The sequence below is a fragment of the Streptomyces sp. NRRL WC-3549 genome (genome assembly GCF_000721935.1).
Lineage (GTDB): Bacteria > Actinomycetota > Actinomycetes > Streptomycetales > Streptomycetaceae > Streptomyces.
This window is the reverse complement of the sequence record NZ_KL585423.1, coordinates 234,051-234,301: the sequence shown is the minus strand read 5'-3', so window position 1 is coordinate 234,301 and position 251 is coordinate 234,051. Positions and strand designations below refer to the sequence as shown.

The 251-nt window shown below is 75.3% G+C and carries 1 protein-coding gene; it reads left to right on the top strand.

Annotated features, from left to right (window positions below; genetic code table 11):
* On the top strand, positions 1-251 hold a 251-nt coding region (locus IH13_RS0127405), incomplete at both ends, for an AMP-binding protein (protein ID WP_158791324.1).

Below are 251 nucleotides of genomic sequence, written 5' to 3'. Positions count from 1 at the left end.
GACCCGCCCACTCCGCCCCCGCCTCCGAATCCGTGCCCATCGGCCGCCCGGTCGACGGCATGCGGTGCTACGTCCTCGACGGCGGGCTGCGGCCCGTACCGCCCGGTGTCACCGGCGAGCTGTACCTGTCGGGCCCCAACCTGGCCCGCGGCTACCTGGACCGCCCGGGACTGACCGCCACACGCTTCGTCGCCGACCCGTTCGACGCCCCGGGCTCCCGTATGTACCGCACCGGCGACCTCGTGCGGTGG